The following is a 25,504-nucleotide window of genomic DNA, read 5'->3' as shown; positions in this document are numbered from 1 at the left end:
TTATTTCTCCTTAAATACGCTCAATATCTTTGGTACCAAACAGGCCATATGGCTTGAAGGCAAGAATGATTAACAGCACATAGAATGGTGCGATGTTGTATAAGTTACCCACTTGCAGGTATTGGCTATCAAAAAACTCAGCCAAGTTTTCTAGCACCCCGATGGTAATACCACCGACAATTGCGCCGACTACCGAATCTAAGCCACCTAAAATAACGGCTGGGAAAACTTTGATACCAATAATGGATAGCGCGTCAGATACGCCGTTAACGATACCGATAACAATCCCTGCTGTTGCAGATACCATTGCCGAAATAGCCCAACTGATGGCGAACACTTTCTTGATGGAAATGCCAAGACTCTGGGCTACTTGCTGGTTGAATGCCGTTGCGCGCATTGCCAGACCCATTTTGCTGAATTTGAAGAACCAGTAGAACGCGCCCATGATGAGCATTGAGAAGATCAAGCTCAGAATGTAAGCAAACTCAACATTCAAACCTCCGATATTCACCACGTTGGTTTCGAACACTTGCGGGTACGAAACAGCCGAGACGCCGAATATCCACTTCATCAGCGCTTGGAAAAACATCGATAGACCGATGGTCACCATGATCACAGAGATAATCGGTTCACCAATCAACGGTCTGAGCACAATGGTTTGCACGGCGATACCAAAAATCATCATGAACGCGAGCGTGAGTAAAAAGCCGATAAAAAACGGTAACTGTAGGTGTACCAATGCCGCCCAACATACCCATGCGCCAATCAACAGGAACTCACCCTGAGCAAAGTTGACCACCTGGGTCGATTTGTAAATCAATACAAAGCACATGGCGACAACGCCATACAACATGCCAACGATCACGCCATTAATGACGAGTTGCAGTAATAAATCCGTATTCACTATGCGATCCTCCGTTGTTCGCTATCCACTAGTGTTGGCTCATGCTCAATAAGCGTTTCAATAACTAGCGACGTTTGAATGCGTGTTTTAGTGCCATCTTGATAAGTGATCACTGTATCGACATCGACTTTTGGATCGTCGCTGTAGATGGTTTCGATGATGTCTCCGTATTTCTCTGCAACCACACCACGGCGTACTTTACGTGTGCGAGTTAGCTCTCCATCGTCGGCATCCAACTCTTTGTAAAGTAGAATGAATTTACTGATCTTCTGTGCATCCGGTAGGGATTCGTTCACTTTTTGAACTTCTTCACGAATCGCTTGGTACACTTCTGGTTGAGCAGATAAGTTGGTGTAGTTGGTAAATGCCAAGCCGCGTTGCTCTGCCCACTTCGCGACGATCGCATAGCGAATACAGATGATGGCAGACAGCCAAGGTCGACCTTTACCTACCACCACGGCTTCTGCAATAAACGGCGAGAACTTGAGTTTGTTTTCGATAAACTGTGGCGAATAACGGTCGCCATGGCTGGTTTCCGACATATCTTTCAGACGATCAATCACCACCAAGTGACCGGAATCTTTAAAATAGCCCGCATCGCCTGTGTGCATCCAACCATCTTGAACATCTTCATCATATGCTGCTTGGTTGTTTAAGTAGCCAGTAAACATGCCTGTACTTTTCGCGATGATTTCACCAACGCCATTGCTGTCCGGGTTGATGACTTTCACATCTGCATTATCAAACGCAACACCAACGGAATCGTAATCCACATCGTCCGCTTGGTGCACAGTGTATGCGCCACACATTTCGGTCTGACCATAAAGCTGCTTAAGTGGCACACCAATAGCTTGTAGGTAACGGAAAGTATCCGGTCCCATCGCCGCACCGCCGGTTGCCGCAGATGTCAGGTTCGAAAACCCTAAACGGTCACGCAGAGCACGCAGAAGAATCCATTCAGCCAACTTAGAGCGTTTGCCCTGCTCCAGCGCTTTGTTGGCTAAGCTCATGCCCAGTTTGTACATCTTTTGCTTAAACGGTGTCGAATCCATCATTCGTGCAGACACGTCTGCCACAATGTTTTCCCACACACGTGGCGCTAACAGCACAAAGTTTGGACCGATTTCACGCAAGTCGGACATCATGGTTTCTTGTTCTTCCACAAAGTTAACGATTTGACGAGAAATCAACGCCTGACCAACCACGTAAACCTGCTCCATAATCCAAGGCAAAGGCAGAACAGAAACGTAGTTGTCGCCTGGGGAACGAGGGTCTGCACGCAAGTAAGCCGCACAGTGATCCAAGAACGTGCCACTGTGTAGCTGAGCCAATTTTGGTTTAGAAGTCGTACCCGACGTAGTACAAAGAATTGAAAGATCGCTGCCTTTGGTTTCAACAACCATATTGAGATATTTGTCTGGGTCCGCTTTATCAATCAGCTGACCTTTTTTGTAGACCTGTTCAACATCAATTAATCTTGGATCATCGTATTTACGCATTCCACGAGGATCGCAGTAAATAATGTATTCAACGCTAGGAATTTCATCACCAAGCTCAAGCAGCTTGTCGCATTGCTCTTCATCTTCGGCAATCACGACTTTTGCTTTTGCATAGTTGATAAGGTACGCCACCTCTTCGTGCATAGAATCTTGATAGATGCCCAGCGAGAAACCTTTGATCGCATGTGCCGCTAACTCGCCCCATACCCATTCAGGGCGGTTATCACCTAGCAAACCAACGACATCTTGCTCACCAATACCCAAATCTCGTAGTGCCAGTGCCATCCACTTGACGCGGTTTTCATAATCCTTCCAAGTGAACTCTCGCCATATACCAAACTCCTTTTCACGCATTGCGACTTGTTCGGGCCAGTTCTTGGCATTGTGTTGCAACACTTTTGGAAAGGTATCTAAGCGGGTTGTATCTGCCCAATCATTATGTTGCTGTGCCATTATGCACTCTCCTCTAATGTCGGTAACTCTTCGCCTAAGTACGCTTGTTTCACATGTGGGTTGGCCATCACTTCTTCAGGCTCACCCGTAGCAATGTGTTTACCGAAATCCAAAACCAAAACGCGATTAGAGATGTCCATGACCACGCCCATGTCGTGCTCAATCATGATGATCGTGATATCTAATTCTTCATTCAGATCCATGATGTAACGTGCCATGTCTTCCTTTTCTTCCAAGTTCATACCTGCCATTGGTTCATCAAGCAGCAGTAACTTAGGTTTTAAGGCAATGGCACGAGCAAGCTCTACACGCTTACGTAAGCCGTAAGATAGCGTGCCTGCAGTCGCTTTTCGGATGTGCTGGATTTCTAGAAAATCGATCACGTCTTCCACATATTTGCGGTGCGCCATCTCTTCTTTCTGCGCATTGGAGAACCAATAGAGTGGCCCCGTGACGAAGTTATTTTTCAGTAGGTGGTGTCGGCCAACCATGATGTTGTCCAGTACCGACATATGAGAAAAGAGCGCTAAGTTTTGGAAGGTTCTTCCCAGCCCTAACTCAGCTCGTTGGCTTGGTGTACGTTTAGTTACGTCATCTCCAGCGAAGATTACAGAGCCTTTGTTTGGTGTGTATCGACCAGAGATGCAATTGAGCATTGAGGTTTTACCTGCACCGTTTGGACCAATGATTGAAAAAATTTCCTTTTCATTCACATGGAAGCTCACGTCAGTTAAAGCTTTCACCCCACCAAAAGCCAATGAAATATCGTTTACCTGCAACAGAGGCGATTCCGATACCATAGTTGATCTCCCTTTCGTTATTTTAAGTGCGTTCCATTGAGCACTATTTGATCAAACCTAACTTTGATACTGGTAACCGCTTTTACACCTATGCATCAACTTTGTATTCAGTTTACGTAAACGTCAATTTAAAATCAGAATAGTGCCTGAAAGATTAAGTTGCAATCGAGTTCATCGAGAAAGATTTGAACTAACGCAAACTTTAAGTAAATAAATTGTTAATAAAAATTATTCTCAAACGCTTACATATTTGGATAGTTCGGACCACCACCACCTTCTGGCGGAATCCAGGTAATATTTTGACTTGGATCTTTGATGTCGCAGGTCTTACAGTGGATACAGTTGGCCGCATTTATTTGCAGCTCTGGCTGCTGCTCCCCCTGTACGATTTCATACACGCCAGCCGGACAATAGCGCTGTGCTGGCTCTGCATATAATTCAAGGTTCTGCTCAATAGGAATCCGCTGGTTCTCCAGTCGTAAGTGGCATGGTTGATCTTCCTCATGGAAGATATTGGATAGATAAACAGAAGAGAGGCGATCGAAACTTAACACGCCATCAGGCTTCGGATAGACAATTTCATTGCTGTTTTCCGCCAATAACAGAGACTGATGATCAGGCTTATCACAGCGGATATGCCACTTAGCTTTGCCTTTTAATACGTTATGTTCCAGCAGCGCTAAACCACCGCCCAGCCACGATCCAAAGCGGTGAATACCACTTGAGAAGTTACGTGCTTGATAAAGCTCTTCATACAGCCAAGACTGTTTGAAATGCTTTTGATAATCAGCAGTAACTGACTGACACTCAAGGGCTTCACATACTGCTTCAGCGGCAAGCATGCCAGATTTCATTGCGGTGTGTGTGCCTTTGATTTTAGCGCCGTTAAGTGTTCCTGCATCACAGCCAATTAACAAGCCACCAGCAAACTGCTGCGTGGGAAGCGAATGAAAGCCGCCCTTGGTGATCGCTCTCGCGCCATAGCTAATACGCTTCCCATTTTTGAGGTATTGCTCAATCAACGGGTGGTGTTTAAAACGTTGAAACTCATCAAATGGACTCAAGTGCGGATTCTTATAATTCAAGTCAACAATCAACCCGACGGCAACTTGGTTTCCCTCTAAATGGTAGAGATAACTGCCACCTGTAGCTTCATTTGATAACGGCCAACCTAATCCGTGCACTACTAAACCTGGCTGATGCTGCTCTGATGGGATTTCCCACAGCTCTTTAAAACCGATAGCGTAGTGTTGAGGCGTTTTCTCTTCAGCAAGATTAAATCGGTTAATCAACTGCTTACCAATATGCCCCCGTGCGCCTTCAGCAAATAAAGTAAACTTCGCTCGCAGTTCAATACCAGGTTCGAAATTTCCTTTTTGTTCACCATTTTTATCTAATCCCATATCGCCCGTGATCACGCCACAAACACGACTATCTTCATCGATGATCGCTTGACTGGCGGTAAAACCTGGGTAGACCTCCACCCCCAAGTTCTCAGCCTGCAACGCCATCCATCGGCATAGACTGCCCAAACTTATGATGTAATTACCTTTGTTATGTAACGTATTAGGCACCGCCCAAGAAGGCAGTTCATGACCATTGATGTCATTGCCTAGATAGTAGGTTTTATCTTGGTTTACTTTGGTATTGAGCGGAGCGCCTTTCTCTTCCCAGTCGGGAAAAAGCTCATCCAAACTCCGCGTTTCAAACACCGCACCCGATAAAATATGCGCTCCAACTTCAGAACCTTTTTCTACCGCGCAAACAGAGAGGTCTTGTTTTTTTTCTGCTGCTAATTGTTTGATTCGGCATGCCGCAGACAAACCTGCGGGACCAGCGCCTACAATCAGAACATCAAATTCCATGCAGTCTCTTTCCATGATTGCATTCCTTTTTCTTTGCATGTTGCCAACTTGTTAATAAACAATATATTTAAAGTTGACGCAAACGTAAAGGTAAATTAACATCATTTTAAAGACGTCATCACATCGTCTTCACTGTAAACACATAGTCTTCACTGTAAAAAGGAATCTAACGTGAAAATACTAGTGCCAATCAAAAGGGTCATTGATCCCTACGTTAAAGTTCGCGTGAAAGCGGACCATAGCGATGTTGAAACCAATAACGTCAAGATGACGATTAATCCATTTTGCGAAATAGCCGTTGAAGAAGCCGTACGACTAAAAGAGCAAGGTATTGCAGATGAAGTCATCGTTGTCAGTGCCGGCGGTAGCCAATGTCAGGAGCAACTACGTACCGCGCTTGCATTAGGTGCTGATCGCGCTATTCATGTCGATACTGAAGACAAAATAGAGCCATTAGTTGTCGCTAAGCTGCTTAAAGCTCTGGTTGAGCAAGAACAAGCACAGATTGTGATTACGGGTAAACAATCCATTGATACGGACAACAACCAAGTGGCTCAGATGCTGGCCGCCCTACTTGACTGGCCTCAAGCAACTTTCGCTTCCGACGTGAAGATTGAAGATCAAAAAGTTCAGGTCGTGAGAGAAGTGGACGGCGGCTTGATGACGGTCGCGATGAACTTACCTGCGGTGATCAGTACTGACTTACGCCTGAATGAACCGCGTTTTGCCTCTTTGCCTAATATCATGAAAGCTAAGCGCAAGCCGTTAGATACCATCACACCTGACAGTCTGGGTGTTGAAGTGGTATTTAGCCAAACCATTCAAGAAATCACACCGCCAGCGCAAAGAAAAGGTGGCATCAAGGTTGAATCTGTCTCAGAGCTTCTCGATAAGCTGCGTAACGAAGCGAAGGTGATTTCATGAAGAACTTAATCATAGCAGAGCATGACAATAACCAATTGCATGCGGACACACTCAAAGTGGTTAATGCAGCAAAACAAGTCAGCCAAGACAATGTTTTGATCGTAGTGGGCCACCAGTGTGAAGAAGTCGCTCAACAAGCTTGTCGCGTTGATGGTATATCAAACGTAATTTGTGTCGATGATGAGCAACTTAAGCATCAATTTGCCGAGAGTATCGCACCTATTGTAGTGAGTGTTGCTGAAGGTTTTGACGCAATCTGGGCTAGCTCATCATCAAAAGGGAAAGATCTTGCACCGCGAGTAGCAGCGAAGTTCGGCGTTGGGCAAATTTCCGATATTGTCCAAGTTATCGATGAAAACACTTTTATCCGCCCTATTTACGCAGGAAACGCATTTGCCAAAGTGACCACCAGCGACAAGGTTCGCGTCATCACCGTTCGCGCGTCTGCGTTTGAGCCGGTTACTTGTCACAACCAAGCTGATATTAAGCATCAGCAGGTCACTATCTCAGCTCCAATGGTTGAATTGGTTTCTGTCGATAAAACCGTGTCAGAACGTCCTGAATTAAGCGCGGCAGAGGTGGTTGTGTCAGGTGGACGCGGGGTCGGTAGCAAAGAGAACTTCGCGTTGATCGAACAAGTTGCCGATAAACTAGGTGCTGCCATTGGCGCTTCTCGCGCGGCAGTTGATGCCGGGTTTGTTGCCAACGACTTACAAGTGGGTCAAACCGGTAAAATCGTTGCACCTAAGCTTTATATAGCGGTTGGGATTTCCGGTGCCATCCAGCATCTTGCAGGAATGAAGGAATCCAAAGTGATTGTCGCGATCAACAAAGATCCAGAATCTCCTATCTTTGAAGTTGCCGACTATGGATTGGTTGGTGATTTATTTGAGGTACTACCTCAGCTTGCCGAACAACTTTAAACGATCAGATAAGGGGCGAACACCGCTATGTTCGCCCCTTTATTTTGTTTTTGGTCATATTCAAAAGAATTGAAATTAGAGGGACCTATGCCAAATTCTGCACCTATTTGGTCACCATCTGCTGAGCGCGTCAGCAATAGCAACTTATTACGGTTCATCGAAAAGGTTAATAAAGACAAAGCCGAAGGTACCGTAATCAACAATTACACGTCTCTACACCAGTGGTCCATTGAGCACAATGATGAATTTTGGCGACATACTTGGCAGTTTTGCAACGTAATCGGAGATATAGGTTCGCAAATCAAGAGCCTTGGCAGTCCCAAATGGACACAAACAGGTTCTAATCATCACCATGTAAATAGAGACACAGTATGGTTTGCTGACGCCACGCTGAACTACGCAGAGAACCTCCTATCTCAGGCTGAGCAATCACCAGAGCGTGAGTTTATTGTTTTTAGCAATGAAAGCGGTGAACACCGACAACTCACCGGTAAACAGTTGCTTGAACAAGTTTCTGCCATTCAACAATGGCTACTCAATTGTGGTGTCGGTAAAGGCGATGTCGTTGCGGGTTATTTGCCCTACCTTCCTGAAACCGTTATAGCCATGTTGGCTACTACAAGCCTTGGCGCTATTTGGACTTCAACCTCTCCTGATTTTGGTATCGATAGCGTCGTAGAGCGTTTTGGTCAGGTTAAGCCGAAAGTTCTTTTTTGCTGTGATGGCTACCAGTTCGGAGGCAAAGCTTTCGATATGACGGACAAGAACACCACTCTTAGTAGTAAGTTAAGCAGTGCCTCCGAAGAGACTACTATTAGCGTATGCCAAATCGAATATTTACAAAACGCTAAGAGAGCTACCACTTCTGACTTTGTCTCTTGGTCCGATATTACTCACCACTTTTCTCCACAATCAATTCAATATCAACCAACGCTGTTTAATGACCCATTATTCATTTTGTATTCTTCTGGTACAACAGGTCAACCTAAGTGTATTGTTCATTCCGCAGGCGGTACCTTGCTCAATCACCTCAAAGAACATCAACTGCATTGCGACATCAAATCGCAAGACAAGGTTTTCTACTACACAACATGTGGTTGGATGATGTGGAACTGGCATGTTTCCGCTCTTGCGAGTGGTGCAGCCTTAGTGATTTACGACGGTAGTCCGGTTTACCCTGATCACTCCGTCTTATGGCGATTAGCTGAAGAACATAACGTGTCGCTGTTTGGTACTTCAGCGAAATACTTAGAGGCACTGGAGCAGGCAAACTGCTCTCCAAAACTAGAACATAACCTGAAGTCACTCAAAACTCTGTGCTCAACTGGTTCGGTGCTTTACCCAGAACAATTTAATTATGTCTATCAGCACATCAAGCAGGAATTGCATCTCGCTTCTATCGCTGGCGGCACAGATATTTGCGGATGCTTTGTACTTGGAAACCCTATTTCACCAGTTTACAAAGGTGAATGCCAAGGCTCAGGGCTGGGAATCGACGCACGTGTTCTAGAGGATGATGGACATACTATTACGCAAAAACGCGGCGAACTGACTTGTAATAACTCGCTACCTAACTTCCCTATTGGCTTCTGGCACGACAACGGCGAACGTTATCACAACGCTTATTGGAGCAAGTTTACCGATATCTGGCACCATGGCGACGATGTGATGCAAACCGAACATGGCGGCTTTATTTTTTATGGCCGTAGTGACGCAACCTTAAATCCAGGCGGCGTACGCATCGGTACCGCTGAAATCTATCAGCAAGTGAACGCGTTACCCGAGGTTGAAGACTCCATCGCTGTCGGCAAGTTAAACCAGCAGTCTGAAGAAATCTGGTTACTAGTAAAACTCGCTCACAACGTCGAGTTAACCCAACAACTCACCGATTCAATTCGCCAAACATTGAAAACAAAATGTTCACCGCGCCATGTCCCACGACAAATTTTTGCTATCAGTGATATTCCTAAAACGCGCTCAGGCAAATTGGTTGAGCTAGCAGTGAAACAATTGGTAAACGGACAAGCTGTAAAAAACATTGGTGCTATTGCTAACCCAGAAGTGCTGGAAGAAATTAAAACGCTTTTCAACATAGAAGGCGCCACCGTCACTTAGAGACCCAACAAGTCTTCCCACAATACAGACGGGTATAACCTAACTATATTTTAGCTCGCTCGATAACTCCTCCCCACTTTCGTGGAAACTGAGCGAAATATGCTTCATGTACACAAAAAAGGTGAGATAATTCTATCTCACCTTTGAGCCATATGAGCTGGAGCATTAGTTTGGGGGTTAAGCTTTTATCAGTTGGCTCATATCTTCGCGAACTTGTGGCACCGTTAAACCAACGATGATTTGAAGGCTCTCTTGATTTCTAACAATATTCACCGCTCCGTGCTGTGTGAAAAATGCGTTCTCCTTTACCAGAGAGACATCTTTAACTTTAACACGCAGACGCGTCGCGCAATTAGTTAACAATTCAATGTTTTCTTTTCCACCCAAACCTTCAATAAAGGCACTAGCTTGTGACGGACTTGCGCTACTGTTATGGACCGCTTTCGCTTCTTTGTAGTCAGCTTTGGAATACAACTTACTATCTGCACCTTCACGTCCCGGAGTAAGTATGTTGTATTTTAAAATAAGCGCGCGAAACGTAACAAAGTAGACACCAGTAAACATGAGACCAATAATAATCTGAATCACGTATGTTCCTGCATGGTTACCAGCCAAAGGCAACCAGTTTTGGAAAATGAAGTCTATCAAGCCAGTCTGAAAGTTACCGGAAACACCAAACATAAAGGCGATCGTTGCCATTGTCGCAGATAACAACGCATGCAAAGCAAACAGCGCAGGTGCGATAAATAAGAATGTAAACTCTATTGGTTCGGTGATCCCTGTAAGAATTGCTGTGATTGCGGCTCCGAGCACTAACCCCATCACCATCTTTTTATTTTCTTTTTTCGCAACTGAATAGAGTGCTAGTGCGATACCCGTACAACCAAACACTTTACCCATTCCCGTCAACATCAAACCACCCTGAGGAAATTGTGTCGTTAAACTTTCCGAGCTCTGGGCGAATGTCTGTATATTTTGAATCCAATAGGCAACCGTTCCGCCATCGACTGCAACTGGCCCATAAAAAACGGGACCATATACGAAATGATGCAACCCCGTTGGTATCATGATTCGCTCTAAAAACGTAAATAGCCATACCCCTAACGATCCAGCAGAAACCAAAAATGATTGCAGATTGTTAATACCATGCTGAATACTTGGCCAAGTCAAACAAGTTAGAATTGCCATCACGACCATAATGGGGAAACTAATGATCACAACCAATGGCGTTCCGCCAAATACAGCCGCCCAATCCGGTAGCTTTTTATCAAAGAATCGGTTGTGAACCCAAACAGAGAGACTTGCAATTAAAATGGCACCTAGCAAGTTGGTATCAAGCGTTAGAATGCCACCAACTTCAGTCAAACCTCGCTCACCTTCCGTATAGTTCACGCCCAGTTCTGGTCCCCAAAATTGAAGGATTCCACCAATAACGTAGTTAAACGTAATGTAGGAAACGAGTGTTGCAAGTACAGCGCGACCAGATGCTTTTTTAGCTAAAGCGATAGGTAACCCAACGGCAAAAATAAGTGCCATATTTTTAAATACAGCGAGAGATGCCTGTAAAATGATCGTCGAGACTTTAACCCAAGCACTCCCCTCTAGTGCCCAAGGAAACACTTCTTGATTTAACAGCACAACAGAGAAACCCAATAACATGCCCGCTGCTGGAAATAATAGAACGGGAACAAACATCGCGGCTCCGAACCTTTGAATAATGTCTTTCATATAAACCTCTTGTTTCATTCACGGAGCCTACAAGTAGGCCCCGAACGTCCAGTTGTTATTGAAAAAATTGAGGAAGGTAGGCTTTATTTTCTTCTAGTAATTGTTTTGTTATTTCTTTAGCTTTTGGCACATTAACCACGGTACGGTTAAGTGTGAGTGCATTAATCAGCTTTTGCTGACTTCCTTCGTACCAAGCATCCACGACTAATTTCTCGTAACCAAGTTGGCTTTCAATCATGGCTTTTTGGAAGGTTGGGATTTTTCCTACAGTAAAAGCTTTCGGTCCATCACTAGTTAGCGCAGCTGGAACTTCTACCATGGCGTCATTTTGTAAATTTGTAATAGCACCATTATTCGGTACGATGACGAGATACACATCGCTCAAGTTGTAGGCAAGCGAAGCCGCAACTCTCACCATGTATCGACCATGGATATCGGCATGCAGTGTTTCGTGCTTCGTGGTGCCCGCTTCAATTATTCTTGCGTTCAATTCGAACACTCGTTTCTCACGGCCGTTAATTACCTGCCTTGCGCGGGTATTGTTGATATCCTCTTTCGCCACCATTTTTTCAGGGTACAAATAGTACTGAAGATACGTATTCGGCAAAAACTCTGGATTATCAGCAAGCATTGTTCTCATGTTTTTGAATGTGGCTTGCCACGATGGGTCATCCGCTATTTCCGCATCAACCGCACTGATCCCTTCTTTTAGGATGATATTTTTAATTTTGTCCGTTAAGTCTTCACCCTGTTTGTTACGAATTTTGGTAAACCAGCCATAGTGATTAAGCCCAAAATATTCAGGAACGAAGTCCCAAATTTCACATCCTAACAATTGCGCATAGCTGACCATAATCGCTGCTGGCATATCACAGATATTTAGAATTCGCTTATCATGCGGAAATTCACGATTTAAAGCTTCAGCGACAATTGCCGCCGGGTTGGTGTAATTAAGAATCCACGCATCTGGACACGTTTGTCGGATCTCGTTCACTAGCTGGATCATGTCGCCGATAGAGCGAAGTCCATATGCCATTCCTCCCGCGCCACATGTCTCTTGCCCAACACAAGAGTTGGATAGCGGGATTTGTTCATCGCGCTCGCGCATGGCCAACCCACCAGTGCGGATCTGGATAAAGAAAAAGTCCGAATCTGCGAATGCGACAGATTTATCCGTTGTATAAACAAACTCTTCAACTTCTGGATAGTGTTCTCGCAATAGAATTTCAGTAGCTAATGCATTCGATTCTTGGCGTTTCTCATCTATGTCGTAAAACACGACTTTTGCGAGTGGAAAGTTATCTTTTTCGGCAATAAGGCTGTTCATCATACCAAGTGTGTATGTACTGCCAGCACCAACAATCGTTAATTTTTGACGTTTCATTTCGCTACCTCAAATGTTTATCCTGAAAATGTATAAAATAAGTATTAATACTTTTATGATACATTTAAAGTGTAAGCACAAAGATACGAGATAAAAATCACACAAAGATTCTAAGGAAAAGTATTAACTACATCTCAGATCACATTCTTGCTATCATGATCCAAGACTTAGCGAGGTATTATGAAACCCAAATACATAGACATTGCGGAACGATTAGAAAAAAAGATCAAAGATGGGGAACTACAACCTAAATCGATGCTTCCAAAAGAGAGTGATTTGCAAGAAGAGTTTTCCGTAAGCCGCGTAACCATCAGAAAAAGCTTACAAATTCTGGTCGACAATAATTTAATTAGTCGGACAAGAGGTAGTGGAACTTATGTAAACGATCTAAAAGCCCAACATGATGCCTTACATTTGCTGGGTTTTATCGAGGAAGTCAGTAAACAGGGGAAAACGCCTAGCTCTCAAGTCATAAAGTTCGAACTTAAAAAGCCGAATGAGCAGGTTGCTAAGCAGTTAAATCTCTCGCCCAATGATGATACATATGAAATACATAGACTCAGATGTATTAATGATGAGCCTGAAATTTACGAAGTCACTCATATGCCAGCAATGTTATTTCCAGACTTGAGCATAGCCATAATGAATGGTTCTAAATATGAGTACATTGAAAATAGCAAAGGATTGAAAATTGCGAAAAGCTGTCAGTCTGTCAAACCGTATTTGTTAGATGCAGAGACGGCCTCATACCTGAATGAATCAGAAGCTTCCCCTATTCTAAAAGTTGAGTCCACTGGTTACCTAGAAGATGGTCGTGCATTTGAATATACCGTCAATTACTTCCGACTTCATCAATACAGCTTCGAGTTTATTTCGACTAGGGCGTAGTACTATTCGACGCTAATGGTTAATCATTGCGCCAAATCTTATATCCGACCTCTCGCATTGCTCTGCCGAGCAGGTGGGAGGCGACTGGCGCAGTGAGAACGATAAACAACATCGTACCGATAACCCGAGAGATCACGGTAACTTCAGGGAGTGAGAAAGCGACCGCTAATAACAAGCAGCTCACTCCGACAGTTCCAGCTTTGGTAGCTGCATGCATTCGGGTATACAAACCAGGAAGCCTCAGGACACCTAGACTTGCAACCAAGGTCAACAATGTTCCTAAGCATAAAAATAGTCCAATCAACACGTCCATTATTCTTTCTCCTTTCTTTTAACGATCAAACGTGCAAATGCGATCGTGCCGAGAAATGCAACCAAACCTAATGTAATGGCGATATCTAACAGAGCGTCCTCACCGCTGTCTAAGGTGTAAACCGTAATAAATCCGATAGTGATAAATGAAATCAGATCTAACGCCACCACTCGATCAGCTAGCGTTGGTCCTAGAATTAAACGAGCAAAAGCCATAACAAAGCTGAGTAGTAGCCCAGAATAGGCAAAAGTGACCGTTATTTGCAGCCAACTATCCACGCGTCACCTCCAAAATTCGATGCTCTAACCCATCTTTAATTCCGCGAATAACCTCTTCATGTTCAGGTGCAAACATGGCATGAACGATAAGATACTTTTTATCAGCCGTAACATCCAAACTAAGCGTGCCCGGTGTTAAAGAAACCATGTTCGCCAGTAATGTGATTTCTAGATCAGAATCGACCTCCAGAGGGACATAAACGATATCAGGCTGACTCAAATGAGTAGGTGTCACAACGTCCCACACCACTTTCGCAACCGATATAACCATTTCATAAGCGAAGTACACCAATAACTTCAATGCAGATGCAAAACGTTGAAAATAGCTCGTTTTCAATCCAAATGGTTGACTCAACCTTAAAGCAAAAAAGCCGACCGTAAATCCGACAACAAAATTCAGACTCGAATAGCTGCCATTAAGCATCATCCACGCTAACGCTAAGAAAAAATTGAGGAATAGATAGATCATGCATTTCCTCCTAACACCACTCTGATGTATTCAGTCGGATTTAACAGTTGTTCTGCAGCTTGAACGGAAAATTGATAAAAAGGCTCCGCCACTAAGCCAATGATTAGCGTCAACGTTGTCAATACAATAATTGGAACGCAGTACAACCAATGTACTTTGGCCTGCAGAGTCTGTTCTGGCTTCTCTCTAAATGGCTTTTTCCAAAATGCCTCACTCCAAATTTTCGTCATCGAGTAGACAGTAAGCAACCCCACCAATAACGCGGTACCTGCTAACCAGTAATACTCAGCCTGTATGCTCGACTTGATGACCAATAGCTTTCCCCAGAAACCCGATAGCGGTGGGAAACCGGCCAGAGAAAACGCAGGGACAAGAAACAAGAACGCTAACCAAGGCATAGCTTTGTATACCCCACCCAAATGTTCAAGTTGACTAGAGCCATATTTGCGCTCGATGAATCCACCTATTAAGAACAAATTCGCTTTTACAATGATGTGATGAACAATGTAGAAAATGGCACCGGCTAAAGCTAAGGGAGTGTAAATAGCCAACCCCATGATCATATAGCCTATTTGGCTAATAATATGAAAAGAAAGAATTTTCTTAATGTCGAATTGGCTAGCCGCTCCTAAAACGCCCGTTAACATGGTTAGCCCTGCGACCCAAATTAACGTCGGTTGCCAACCACTCTCGGCGAGCGGAAATACCAAGGTAAAGACTCTTATCAACGCGTATACACCGACTTTAGTAAGCAACGCGGCAAACAGTGCCACCACACCGCTTGGTAACGTGTGATAAGAAGCTGGCAACCAAGCAAATAAAGGAAAGAGTGCCGCTTTAATAGAAAAGGCAAACAAAAATAGCGCGGACAGCATCATGTTGATGCTCAATTCATTTTCCCCTACTTTGGTGTAGAGATCGGCCAGGTTCAAGGTGCCCGTTGCGCCATACAACAAGCCGATAGCAAGCAAAAATACCAGCGTCGAAATCAGGTTCAACATCACGTACTTTACTGCACCATCAACTTGAGTTTTCGTTGCATCTAACACCATTAAACCAAATGATGAAATGAGCATGACCTCAAACCAAACATACAGATTAAAAATATCTCCAGTCAGGAAAGCGCCATAAACGCCAGCAAGCAACATGTGCATTAACGCATGGTAATTGCTATAGGAGGGCTTTCGGTGAAGGTCCGCCATCGCGTAGAAAACACATATCGCACCAATCACCGCCGTTATCATCACCATAGCAACGCTGAGATAATCTGCGACAAACACGATACCAAATGGCGCACTCCACTGACCAAAAGCAACGGCTTGAATACCATTATTTATGATGTTTGCTGTGAGAAAACCCGCAACCAAAAGGTTCGAAATCGCACTTACACCGCTCAACCACTCAACACTTTTTGTTGAGCGACGGACGAAGAAGATAGTCAACGCCGTACTCAGCGAGAGAACAACCGGTAACGTAAGCAAAATCGAACTCATTGACCCTCCTCAGAACGTTGCATTTCATCGACGTTTGCAGTTCCAGTGTCTTTATAAGCTCGATAGAACAGCATTAAAGCAAAAATAAGTAGTCCAAAACCGATGACTATCGCAGTTAAGATAAGCGCTTGAGGTAAAGGATTTGCCGCGCTATCTGGTGGTAAAAGAGCATTATCGCCAATCAATGGCGGCTCTCCGGGCGTCAGCCTTCCAGCGGTAAAAATAGCAAGGTTAACCGCACTACTGAGTAACATGATGCCGAACAAAAGGCGCAAGATATGCTTTTCAAGCATTAAATAAACACCTGCTGCGACAAATACTCCAACGACAACACTCCAAACTACTTCCATCACTCTAGCTCCTCATTAATACGAAGCAGCATACCCATTACGCCACCTATAACGGCAAGGTAAACACCAACATCAAAAACCAATGGCGTCCCTAGTGGTATCACGTCTTTCCACCACAGTCCGGTCAAAAACGGTTTATCAAACGCAAAGCTCAAAGCACCAGAAACTAAGCTCAATGCGATGCCAGATAACGCAATGAGAAATGGTTTGAAATACAACCTAGAACGAACGTATTTCGGTGATTCCGCGAACATGAGAAGTGATAAGCCAATAACGGCAATCAACGCACCAATAAAGCCACCACCCGGTTCATTATGACCACGTAACAACAGATACACTGAAAATACGAGCATGAGTGCCGAAACGATGTGTGCCGTGGTTGCAAAAATTAATGATTGGATACGATTTTGCTTTTTCGCTCTTGTCTTAAGCAAACTCACTGCCGCAATCCCAGCAATAACAACGACGACAACTTCTCCCAATGTATCAAATGCGCGAAAGTCGACCAGAATAACGTTAACAATGTTTCGCCCATGTCCACCCGGGACACTGTTTTCTGCAAAGAAATCTGACACCGAAGAGTCCATCGGCTGAGACGTGATTCCTAACAAAAGTAAAGTAACCGAAACTCCTATCACACCTGCTATGCAAATATTCGCTACTTTACGTCTTATTGAATGCTTGGGCACGGTGGTTAGACGTGGCATATGACGCATTAACAATGCAAGAAAGACCACCATTAATGTTTCCACTAACAGTAAAGTCTTCGCAACGTCCGGGGCGCTATAAATCATAAAAACAAGCGTGGTCATGAAGCCAATCATACCAAGCGCAGAAATCGCAAGAAGTCTTGCGTGGGACAACGTACATACGAGCGCAGCACCAATCAACAATAAGGCAATACCAATCTCATAGAAAGTGACACTTGAAAGTTCGCCAACCAAAGGCAGAGGAATAAGCGCTACCTGACTCAGTAACGCAACGGCAAGTACCGTGAAAAATAATAGGACATAGCGACTCAATTTCTTTTGCTGTAACCGCGCCGTTTGCCACTTCGCCACTGTCATCATGACATCTAATAGTCGTTCAAAAATATTCTCCGCTTTGGGGACGAATAGATGTAGCCGCTGAAAAAATGCAGACACAGTAGGATAAACACGGTACACCACATACCCCAACGCTAGCGTAATAACGCTTAACACTAACGGTACATTCACGCCATGCCATAGTGATGTCTCTTTAAGAGTTGCTGTGGGCAGAATGTCAGCAGAGCCCGGAAAAATAATATTGCGATCTAACCAATTCAAACCGAATAACGGAACTAGGAGGCTGCCAACTGCCAAGAGCAAAGGCGAGATCCACATGGCTTTTTTTGTCTCAACTGGCTTAGTTTCAATCGGCGCGAGATCACGGCGAGCAAAGAATGGTCTCGCAATAAGCATAATGGTTAGCGCGACCATCAGTATATTCACGATTAAAAGTACAAAGGCGATCCTGTTATTGAGCTCTACTGCGGACTTGTACATGTATTCTTTGCTCAAAAAGCCTAACAACGGCGGGAACCCCGCTTTAGACAATGCAGCCAAACTCCCCGCAACCATGCTGATGACGAGAACTGACTTCAGGCCGTACAATTGATCAATATCTCGTGTTCCTGTCGCTTTGTCGATATTACCCACCACCATAAACAGCGCAGCTTTATAGAAAGAGTGAGCGAGAATAAACATCAATACTGCACTAACGGCCAAATCTGTGCCCATACCTAGTAATAATGTTAATTTACCCAAAGCAACATTCGTGCTGTAGGCTAGCATCAGCTTCAAGTCAGTTTGTTTTAATGCGACAAATGTGCACCAAATGGCCGTGATACTCCCAGTGATGACTAAAGCATAAAACCAGATCTCGCTGTGGGCATAAACTGGCGATAAACGTGCTAATAGGTAAATGCCTGCCTTTACCATTGTTGCCGAGTGTAAATACGCACTGACCGGAGTGGGAGCTGCCATCGCGTTAGGTAGCCAAAAATGAAACGGGAATTGCGCAGATTTAGTAAATGCACCGAGTAGTATGAGCACTAGAGATGGGATAAACCATTCATGCTGCGCAATAGTGTCTGCCTGCTCGATAATGGTATTTAGCTCATAACTCCCTGCCATTGCTCCCAGCAAGATAAGACCAGCTAGCAACGCTAGTCCACCAGCACCAGTAACAATCAGCGACTGCAAGGCGTTTTTCCGAGACGTTTTATTTTCGTGATTAAACCCGATCAGTAAATAAGAAGTGATGGTGGTGAGTTCCCAGAAAACAAATAACAACAGAATGTTATCGCTCATCACAATCCCTAGCATGGCAAGCATGAATAGGGTTAGATACAAATGAAAGGAAAACCGGCTATCACTTTCTCGTAAATAAGCCAAAGCGTAGATTTGAATCAGTGCGCCAATCCCACTGATCAGTCCCGCAAAAAGAAATGAAAGACCATCTAATCTAAAGCTAAGGTTGATATCGAGGCTTGGTATCCATTCCGCATTCCAGCTCACGCCTGCAGGAGTATAGATATAGAAGAGAAAAGAGAAGATTAAAACTGGCAGCGCAGGGAAAATCAGTAAGACCAACTGATTATCTAGGTTTTTCGGCAGGTTTTCTTTACCCGTTATGTTATTCAACATCGCAGCCCATTCGTTATTATAAGAAGGTACGCCCTATTCGGCGCAAATGACAAACTCCACTGTATTGTTTTAACCCAAGCGCTTCAAAAACGATCATGAAACCAAGGGAAAAGTAGCAAACAGTAATCACTGAGTGCTACTTAGAGGAACGCCGATACAAACCGCTATTTGCTGTCTGCTACGGCATAAGAACGTAGGTCACTACTTACGTGTTCTTGGCTGAATGTATATGGATTATCGTCATCAGTTAACTCGAATGCATCGTAGGTGCAGTCACCGATATCATTTCTCGGACAAACATAAACATTCGAACGTTCTATCATTTCTGTGTGGCATTTCGGGCATAGGTTTTTCATGTCACTCTCCTCTGATAACTTATTGATACATTGATAATTCCATGTTCTAGAGATCCATCTCCCTCCTTTACCTAAAACATCACTTAAACCCAACTTTGTTACACCCCAATTACTGAATCGGTGAGACAAAGCCATCGGGCTTAAGAGCGACCAAACTACAGTTAATCGATTGCAAAATATTTTCAGCCGTATTACCAATGACATAGCCAGATATACCAGTTCTCGCTAAGGTTCCCATTACCAGCACGTCTACCTCAATACTCTCTACGTAATCTGGAATCTTTTCGTCGGGTTTTCCATGCAGGTGGTGAATCACAATTTCACCTGTAATCCCAGACTCCTCCAACAGCTGTTGCAGAGCTTGTTTATGATCGGCTTTTGCTTTGTCGAGTTCATGTTTCAACTCAGCATCATCGACTTGAATCCAAGCGTTACCATTAAGGTAGTTTTCTAAGTAATACTCCCAGCAAGAAATCACGTGTAAACGACTATCGCAGGTGTCGGCTATCGAACGCGATAATTCGAGTAAACGCACGGCTAATGAGTGCTGTTCATCGCTTGCCGTTAATGGGTCGATAGCCACAGCAACACGGCGCTTATCTCTTGGCTTATCAATTGGTCGGTGCAACCAAAGCGGACAAGGGCATTTTCGTAACAGAGTCATATCAATAGCTTTGAAACCCTCAGCACCTTCACCGAGCGGTTCAGCTTCTTTGATGATGAGATCTTTGTTATCAGCTAATGCTTCTTGAATAATACAGACAGCGGGCTTTTCACTGCTTTTCACAGTAAGAGGAAATGCGAGATCCTCTTCAGAGAGTCCCAGCTTCTGTCTGTATTCGTGAATACTTTGTTTGAGGGAGTCTTGCAGCGATTGCTCATAACTTTGCTGATACTGGATCATGTCTGTTGGGAAATCAGGACACGCTATTAGCCCTGAGACAGGCACTTTGTTGCTAGATGCAATCCTCATCGCTTGTTCGAGGGCGTCACTATGGCCTGGCAATCCTTGTGTTGCAAAAAGTATGTTTGCGAATCGTTTCATACACACCTCCTTGTTTGGTTAAATATTAACCATCCACAAAGTATAATACCTAACGGATAATTGTAACGGCTTGTGACGTTGATGAAATCAATTCTCATTAAGAGACGGATATTGCTTCATTTTGTTTTACGTCACACTCTCCTTTCTTCACAACTATCGCCTTCGACCTAAATAAATTCCGCTACCTAAAATTGAGACCAAATAAAAACCCAAATTACTCAAAGTTTTTTCTCACCTTGAGTAACTTGGGTATAAGCAATAACACACTTAGTGTCCGGATTTAAATGGATGACCTAAATTTTCACGCAACTTAGTTTAAAGATGCCATCTCAATCACGAATCGATATGCAAAGTTTTACGGCTTTAGTGACCTAAAATCGCCGTAACTCAATGTTAAGGTTGTTGTTTTGTCGGTGCCAAAGCAATTTCACGAACACATACACCTTGCGGTTGCTGATAAGCAAACAGCACTGCTCGTGCAATGTCGTCTGCTGCCAACACGCCGCCCATATCCACCTTCCAGGCGTCATAACCATCTTTAATATCTTGAGACGTTGTATGTGAAAGTAATTCCGTTTCCACTGCACCAGGTGCAATCGTCGTAACGCGAACATTCGATGACGCAACTTCTTCACGTACGTTTTCAGAAATAGCATGAACCGCAAATTTGGTACCGCAATAAGCAGCATGATCAGGGAATGTTTTCTTGCCCGCGATAGAGCTGATGTTAATGATCGTACCACTGTTACGTGCTTTCATAGGTGCTAGGACGGACTGCATGCCATTGAGCAAACCAATTACGTTCACATCAAACATGCGCTTCCACTCCGATGCTTCCTGAGTATCTATCTGACCTAGAAGCATAACGCCTGCGTTATTTACAAGTGCATCTACCGGACCATACAACGCTTCAGCTTTCTCAATTGCAGCCTCAAAAGAAGCTTTGTCGGTCACATCTACCTTTTCACAAAGCGTATTTGGTAAGTTTAATGCTTCCAAACGTTCTACACGTCTTGCTAACAAAAGAAGAGCATGGCCCTGTTCACTGAAGTGACGTGCAATCGCTTCACCAATGCCTGAACTAGCGCCTGTAATAACAATTAACTTTTTCATTTTGAATCCTTAATCGAACGGTTTACATCAGTGGCGGTAAGTTTAAGAAAACTTTGTTTGTTGATATATACCGACCTAGTTGAAACACTGTTGTTATACTGCAACAATACTTTTTTGAATTATGAAGAAATCATCATGCAAACACACATCAACCTTGCGGATATTCGCTCTTTCGTCCTAATCGCTCAACTAGGAAACTTCACGAAAGCAGCAGAGCAACTTGGCGTTTCTCGCTCACACGTTTCACGTCAAATAACAAATCTGGAGCAACAGATTGGTGTCACTTTGCTACAAAGGACCACTCGAACACTGAACCTCACCGAAGCAGGCAAGGTTCTGTATAAACAGTGTGAAACTGCCCTTCACAATATTGATCAAGCTGTTATGGCAGTGGTTGATGATGTAGAAGACTTAAGAGGTGACATTCGTATCAACTGTGTGGGGGGCTATTTAGGAGAAGACGTTGTCGCAGATATCGTTGCTCAGTTTCTAATCCAACACCCACAAGTGAGCATTAACTTAGATTTTAGTAGCCATCGTGTCGATTTAATCGCGGATGAATTCGATATCGCTTTTCGAATGGGAAAGTTAGACGACTCCAACTTTATCGCTCGCAAACTGATCGATGTGGAAATGGGGACATACGCAAGCCCAAACTATTTAGAAACATATGGCTATCCTTCGCATCCAAAGGACTTAGAAAAACACGTTTGTTTGACAGGTAGTGTGACACGGTGGGCATTTGAGAACACGAATACAAAGCAGTCAACGGAACACCAGATACGTGGACAGTTACGATGTAAGAGTGGCAGAGTAATGATAAAAGCAGCCTTGGCGGGAAATGGCATCATCCGTGTGCCAGCACTTTATTGTCAACAAGAACTCCAGACAGGCAAGCTAAAAGAAGTGTTTACCAATTGGAGCATTCCGAGTGTGGAGTTTTCACTCCTTTATCATCACGACCGACATCAACCAAAACGCATCCGAGCCTTTGTTGATTTTACCACGCAATACTTTCGCAAACTGCAGAGTAAAGACAAGTAACCTGCACGTTGGTACCTGTCTATGTATGCTTTATAGGCTGAGCCTGTGAACCTGGGGGTTGTTCTAGAAAGAGTGTGAGCATTTTGACTCTTAAGGCTTGGTTTTCATAAACGTCAGAGGTGTTTGTCCAGTTTGCTTTTTGAAAAATGCAATAAATGCACTGTCTGACGAAAACTCCAGCCAATCGGCAACTGCGCTGACTGGCATGCCCGTTGATAACAATTCAACTGCTTTTAAAAGCCTCCACTGTTGCCGCCAATCTTGATAATTCATACCCGTTTCCGACTTAAATAATCGTGTTACCGTCTTGGTGCTTGCCCCAACTTTGCTTGCAAGAGTAGTAAGCGAAGGAGCTAGAAATGAAGGTTCAACCAACTCTCGACGAAACGTTGTTAAGCGCCGATGCGATGGCAAAGGCAACTGAAACGAATAACGTTTCGCAGCATAAAACTCCTCCCAAAAAAGCGCCGTCGTATTTACCATCTCGCTGCTAGGCTTATCCCACTCCCAAAATGACATTTTATCAATAAGAGCTTGGAGTAAATTATTCACTTCTATCATCGCGATCTTACTCGGACAGGCAAACTCCTCACAATCAAAATACAAAGATCGATACGCCACCACATTCGTCATTAGTGCACGATGCGGCGTATTAGGTGGGATCCAAACCGCCTTTGTCGGTGGCAAAATACAAATCGAGTCTTCCAGAGCAAAACTCATACAACCTTGAGGTGCGTACAATAACTGCCCTTTCTTGTGCATATGCATACCTGAGTCGTGCTTGCCAATATCCGCAGCAATTCCCACTACATAATTAGTAATCTTGTCTGCATCAAATTGTGTTTTTTCGTTAATAAGCGCCATTTTGTCCGAATATTGATGTATTTGGTTTTTATGTTGTTATTAGATCAATCATAGCCTCATTTATACTGCCCGCCAACTTCATTAACGATGGGTAACAATATGAATACTAAGCCCTCTTTATGGCTCATGCTGGTTATGTTGATGTTTCCGCAAATTGTAGAAACCATCTATAGCCCAGCGTTGAGCTCAATCGCTCTATCATTTGATGTAAACCACGCACAAGCAGCCCAAACATTGTCGATTTACTTCCTAGCTTTTGCCATTGGCGTTGTAGTTTGGGGAGTTCTCGCAGATAAACTGGGAAGAAGGCCCACCATGCTTATTGGGCTCTTTATCTATGGCTGCGCATCTTTACTCGCAACTCAAACCGAAAGCTTTGCTGTTGTCATGGCCGCGCGAGCCCTAAGCGCATTTGGTATCGCGGTAGGATCCGTTGTCACACAGACCATGCTTCGTGACGCGTTTGACGGTCAAGAACTGAGTAAAGTCTTTAGCTTAATGGGGATGGGTATATCAATCAGCCCGGTAGTTGGCATGCTATTAGGCGGGCAGCTTACAGCGCTTGGTGGATACCGTTATGTGTTTTTTGCCTTGTTTTTAATCGCGTTAGTATTGCTCGCTTATAACGTTATTAAGCTTCCTGAAACACAGAAGGAACAGACACCAGTGCGGTTGCATCAACTTAGCTGGAAAATGGTAAGAGACGCGCGAATTTGGCGCTCAGGATTACTGGTTGCTTTGTATAACATTGCTCTATTTTCTTATTACCAGCTTGGCGCATTTACTTTCTCAGCACTTGGGTATAACTCCGAACAATTTGGATACAGTGGCATGGTACTGGGATTAGGCACTCTGCTTGGGAGTTATTTAAACAAATCCCTAGTGTCTAAAAATGTTCGAAAAAGCCAACTACTTTGGCTCTCAGCAGTATTGCTTAGTTTGGGATCAGTCGGTGTGTTGATTCTGAGCCAATCAATCTGGTTTGTTGCTCCAATGGTGTTAGTCGTCATGTCTTATGGGATTGCGATACCCAATATACTCAGTGACGCACTCGTTGATTATAAACAACAGGTAGGTAGCGCAGGCGCTTTATTTGGGCTCATGTACTACATCATGATCGGGACGGGATTAGCGATGGCTGGAACAGCACAAAACTTAGGTGTCGTTCTATTAGCATGTAGCTGTTTAGCGATTTTATTAGCGTTTTCTAAAAGGCAAGTTCATACCAACTTGTGACCAGATACTACGCATTGCTTGCCTAATCTTCCGAAGATTGGTCTACATCTTTTCTAACGGTTAACTAAAACGTAAATAAAAAGCGCCTGTCGGCGCTTTAATTATCCATAGATCTTATTGCCATGTTGGCTCGCCAAACTCTTCACAACGTTGATTGTCGTAATTTTCAATGCGCCCGCGTTTACCTACAAACTGAACCTGAACAACCATTCCAGCTTCAACATATTCACTGAAATAATCGCAAGAAACACGAAAACTAGTATCGCGTATAACAATTGGTACCCATTCATAGCCGCCGCTGCGTGGTAAGTAAGACTTGAAGGTAATGACCCCGTCATCTGAAACGTTGATTTCTTCATCATATTCATTCAACTTATAAAAACGTTGTCCATCAAACTCTGTCTTTGCTTTTTCAATTATTTCCTTCGTTGCTGTCGATTGCATCGGCGTATTTGAGACCAGTTGACACCCAACAACAGATGTCAATACGGACAAAGCCAAAGCGAGTTTAGTTATTTTATTCATTTACCTAACCACTGTTGAATTATTCAACACTTACCATTTTAAAAGGAGGGAGACCATACTTTATTTTAAAGAAAATAAAAAGCGCCTTTCGGCGCTTTTTATCTGAACATTTCTTATCCAAACGTCTCGAGTAGATTTTCTAGAAAAGCTAACTTTTTATTACAATGAATTTTATTTAGGCTCTCACCGGGGCTTTGTTGCGTAATTCGATGGAACTAAATCAAGAAGCTACGATCTGAGCGGTTACGCCCATCAATCGTCGTAGC

At 43.8% G+C, this 25,504-nt stretch carries 23 protein-coding genes; 6 read left to right on the top strand and 17 right to left on the bottom strand.

The annotated features are described in order from the left end of the window. Positions 1–10: 10 nt before the first annotated feature. The 4 genes from R7041_RS05370 to R7041_RS05355 all read right to left on the bottom strand — a co-directional run bounded on the left by R7041_RS05370 (position 11) and on the right by R7041_RS05355 (position 5,536). The gene (locus tag R7041_RS05370; RefSeq protein ID WP_005373295.1) at positions 11–904 is read right to left on the bottom strand and encodes a branched-chain amino acid ABC transporter permease; all 894 of its coding nucleotides are present in this window, start codon (positions 902–904) and stop codon (positions 11–13) included. Beyond that, positions 904–2,856, bottom strand: coding sequence for a long-chain fatty acid--CoA ligase (locus R7041_RS05365; protein ID WP_064369322.1), 1,953 nt, complete (start codon positions 2,854–2,856; stop codon positions 904–906). The genes R7041_RS05370 and R7041_RS05365 overlap by 1 nt, the downstream gene beginning before the upstream one ends. Next, positions 2,856–3,656 carry an ABC transporter ATP-binding protein gene (locus R7041_RS05360; protein WP_005373297.1) on the bottom strand — a complete coding sequence of 267 codons (801 nt, stop codon included), beginning with the start codon at positions 3,654–3,656 and terminating at the stop codon, positions 2,856–2,858. Before R7041_RS05360 ends, R7041_RS05365 begins: the two co-directional genes overlap by 1 nt. Positions 3,657–3,898: 242 nt before the next feature. Next, a complete protein-coding gene (locus tag R7041_RS05355; protein WP_206949699.1) occupies positions 3,899–5,536 on the bottom strand; it encodes an electron transfer flavoprotein-ubiquinone oxidoreductase in 1,638 nt (545 codons plus the stop codon). 156 nt (positions 5,537–5,692) lie between these two features. Between R7041_RS05355 and R7041_RS05350 the strand changes: the two genes are divergently transcribed. The 3 genes from R7041_RS05350 to R7041_RS05340 all read left to right on the top strand — a co-directional run bounded on the left by R7041_RS05350 (position 5,693) and on the right by R7041_RS05340 (position 9,483). Further along, positions 5,693–6,445 (top strand): electron transfer flavoprotein subunit beta/FixA family protein, encoded by a 753-nt coding sequence (locus R7041_RS05350; protein WP_064369324.1) that lies wholly within the window; start codon positions 5,693–5,695, stop codon positions 6,443–6,445. Then, entirely contained in the window at positions 6,442–7,368 is a 927-nt protein-coding gene (locus R7041_RS05345; RefSeq protein ID WP_005373301.1) for an electron transfer flavoprotein subunit alpha/FixB family protein, read from the top strand. Before R7041_RS05350 ends, R7041_RS05345 begins: the two co-directional genes overlap by 4 nt. 87 nt (positions 7,369–7,455) lie before the next feature. Beyond that, positions 7,456–9,483: an acetoacetate--CoA ligase gene (locus R7041_RS05340; protein ID WP_155604259.1), complete on the top strand. Its 2,028-nt coding sequence runs from the start codon at positions 7,456–7,458 to the stop codon at positions 9,481–9,483. A 177-nt stretch (positions 9,484–9,660) separates the two neighbouring features. Here the strand turns inward: R7041_RS05340 and R7041_RS05335 are convergent, their stop codons facing one another. Continuing rightward, entirely contained in the window at positions 9,661–11,211 is a 1,551-nt protein-coding gene (locus R7041_RS05335) for an alpha-glucoside-specific PTS transporter subunit IIBC (protein WP_017633701.1), read from the bottom strand. 55 nt (positions 11,212–11,266) lie between these two features. Continuing rightward, positions 11,267–12,595: a 6-phospho-alpha-glucosidase gene (locus tag R7041_RS05330; RefSeq protein ID WP_005373308.1), complete on the bottom strand. Its 1,329-nt coding sequence runs from the start codon at positions 12,593–12,595 to the stop codon at positions 11,267–11,269. A 180-nt stretch (positions 12,596–12,775) separates the two neighbouring features. Between R7041_RS05330 and R7041_RS05325 the strand changes: the two genes are divergently transcribed. Next, a complete protein-coding gene (locus R7041_RS05325; RefSeq protein ID WP_053349219.1) occupies positions 12,776–13,483 on the top strand; it encodes a GntR family transcriptional regulator in 708 nt (235 codons plus the stop codon). A 19-nt stretch (positions 13,484–13,502) separates the two neighbouring features. Here the strand turns inward: R7041_RS05325 and mnhG are convergent, their stop codons facing one another. From mnhG to R7041_RS05280, 9 genes are all read right to left on the bottom strand, one after another. After that, entirely contained in the window at positions 13,503–13,796 is a 294-nt protein-coding gene (mnhG, locus tag R7041_RS05320; protein ID WP_318114700.1) for a monovalent cation/H(+) antiporter subunit G, read from the bottom strand. After that, complete coding sequence (locus R7041_RS05315; protein ID WP_005373317.1) at positions 13,796–14,074, bottom strand: cation:proton antiporter; 279 nt, start codon at positions 14,072–14,074, stop codon at positions 13,796–13,798. Before R7041_RS05315 ends, mnhG begins: the two co-directional genes overlap by 1 nt. Continuing rightward, a complete protein-coding gene (locus R7041_RS05310) occupies positions 14,067–14,543 on the bottom strand; it encodes a Na+/H+ antiporter subunit E (protein ID WP_005373320.1) in 477 nt (158 codons plus the stop codon). Before R7041_RS05310 ends, R7041_RS05315 begins: the two co-directional genes overlap by 8 nt. Next, on the bottom strand, positions 14,540–16,036 hold the full coding sequence (locus tag R7041_RS05305; protein WP_064369327.1) for a Na+/H+ antiporter subunit D: 1,497 nt from the start codon (positions 16,034–16,036) through the stop codon (positions 14,540–14,542). Before R7041_RS05305 ends, R7041_RS05310 begins: the two co-directional genes overlap by 4 nt. Next, positions 16,033–16,386 (bottom strand): Na+/H+ antiporter subunit C, encoded by a 354-nt coding sequence (locus tag R7041_RS05300; protein ID WP_064369328.1) that lies wholly within the window; start codon positions 16,384–16,386, stop codon positions 16,033–16,035. The genes R7041_RS05305 and R7041_RS05300 overlap by 4 nt, the downstream gene beginning before the upstream one ends. Then, a complete protein-coding gene (gene mbhE, locus R7041_RS05295) occupies positions 16,386–19,055 on the bottom strand; it encodes a hydrogen gas-evolving membrane-bound hydrogenase subunit E (protein WP_206949698.1) in 2,670 nt (889 codons plus the stop codon). The genes R7041_RS05300 and mbhE overlap by 1 nt, the downstream gene beginning before the upstream one ends. 164 nt (positions 19,056–19,219) lie before the next feature. Beyond that, the gene (locus tag R7041_RS05290) at positions 19,220–19,411 is read right to left on the bottom strand and encodes a hypothetical protein (RefSeq protein ID WP_206949697.1); all 192 of its coding nucleotides are present in this window, start codon (positions 19,409–19,411) and stop codon (positions 19,220–19,222) included. A 109-nt stretch (positions 19,412–19,520) separates the two neighbouring features. After that, positions 19,521–20,456, bottom strand: coding sequence for a universal stress protein (locus R7041_RS05285; RefSeq protein WP_005373330.1), 936 nt, complete (start codon positions 20,454–20,456; stop codon positions 19,521–19,523). Between the two features lie 393 nt (positions 20,457–20,849). Further along, the gene (locus R7041_RS05280) at positions 20,850–21,569 is read right to left on the bottom strand and encodes an SDR family oxidoreductase (protein ID WP_005373333.1); all 720 of its coding nucleotides are present in this window, start codon (positions 21,567–21,569) and stop codon (positions 20,850–20,852) included. A 135-nt stretch (positions 21,570–21,704) separates the two neighbouring features. Here R7041_RS05280 and R7041_RS05275 point away from each other — a divergent pair, with 135 nt between their 5' ends. Beyond that, positions 21,705–22,613, top strand: coding sequence for a LysR family transcriptional regulator (locus tag R7041_RS05275; protein WP_005373334.1), 909 nt, complete (start codon positions 21,705–21,707; stop codon positions 22,611–22,613). A gap of 90 nt (positions 22,614–22,703) precedes the next feature. On the opposite strand, the gene R7041_RS05270 is transcribed toward R7041_RS05275, so the two are convergent. Continuing rightward, positions 22,704–23,477: an AraC family transcriptional regulator gene (locus tag R7041_RS05270; protein WP_017820362.1), complete on the bottom strand. Its 774-nt coding sequence runs from the start codon at positions 23,475–23,477 to the stop codon at positions 22,704–22,706. Positions 23,478–23,576: 99 nt separating this feature from the next. Between R7041_RS05270 and R7041_RS05265 the strand changes: the two genes are divergently transcribed. Further along, positions 23,577–24,713 carry a multidrug effflux MFS transporter gene (locus R7041_RS05265; RefSeq protein ID WP_064369329.1) on the top strand — a complete coding sequence of 379 codons (1,137 nt, stop codon included), beginning with the start codon at positions 23,577–23,579 and terminating at the stop codon, positions 24,711–24,713. A 114-nt stretch (positions 24,714–24,827) separates the two neighbouring features. Here the strand turns inward: R7041_RS05265 and R7041_RS05260 are convergent, their stop codons facing one another. After that, the gene (locus tag R7041_RS05260) at positions 24,828–25,238 is read right to left on the bottom strand and encodes a hypothetical protein (RefSeq protein ID WP_064369330.1); all 411 of its coding nucleotides are present in this window, start codon (positions 25,236–25,238) and stop codon (positions 24,828–24,830) included. Positions 25,239–25,504: the final 266 nt, after the last annotated feature.

Origin of the sequence: Vibrio sp. 1751, from assembly GCF_033339895.1 — a bacterium.
Classification (GTDB): domain Bacteria; phylum Pseudomonadota; class Gammaproteobacteria; order Enterobacterales; family Vibrionaceae; genus Vibrio; species Vibrio alginolyticus.
Note: the sequence above shows the minus strand (reverse complement) of the source record. Positions and strands in the feature narration are given on the sequence as shown.